Raw genomic sequence first — 542 nt, 5'->3', positions numbered from 1 at the left:
GTCGAACTGACGGCCGACAGCGTCAGCGTCACCCGCGAAGTCGACGGCGGCCTGGAAACCCTGGCCTTGAGCCTGCCCGCCGTCATCACCACCGACCTGCGCCTGAACGAGCCCCGCTACGTCACCTTGCCCAACATCATGAAGGCCAAGAAAAAGCAGCTCGACACCTTCAAGCCCGAAGACCTCGGCGTGGACGTGGCACCGCGCCTCAAAACCCTCAAAGTGACCGAACCCGCCAAACGCGGCGCCGGCATCAAGGTGGCCGACGTGGCCGCCCTGGTCGAAAAACTCAAGAACGAAGCGAAGGTGATCTAAATGTCGGTACTCGTTATTGCTGAACACGACAACGCCTCCATCAAAGGCGCCACCCTGAACACCGTCACGGCCGCCGTCGCCTGCGGCGGCGACGTCCACGTTCTCGTCGCCGGCCACAACGCCAGCGCCGCAGCCCAGGCTGCAGCCCAAATCACCGGCGTCGCCAAAGTCATCCACGCCGACGCCCCCGGCCTGGAACACGGCCTGGCCGAGAACGTCGCCGCCCA

At 65.1% G+C, this 542-nt stretch carries 2 pseudogenes; both read left to right on the top strand.

The features are described from left to right. Nucleotides 1-315: pseudogene (locus tag J8G26_RS19145) on the top strand (electron transfer flavoprotein subunit beta/FixA family protein); the annotation flags it as partial. Continuing rightward, a pseudogene (locus J8G26_RS19140) lies at nucleotides 316-542 on the top strand (electron transfer flavoprotein subunit alpha/FixB family protein); the annotation flags it as partial.

This window comes from Acidovorax sp. JG5, assembly GCF_017939685.1.
In the GTDB taxonomy this organism is placed as follows: domain Bacteria; phylum Pseudomonadota; class Gammaproteobacteria; order Burkholderiales; family Burkholderiaceae_C; genus Acidovorax.
This window is presented reverse-complemented; position numbering and strand designations above follow the sequence as displayed.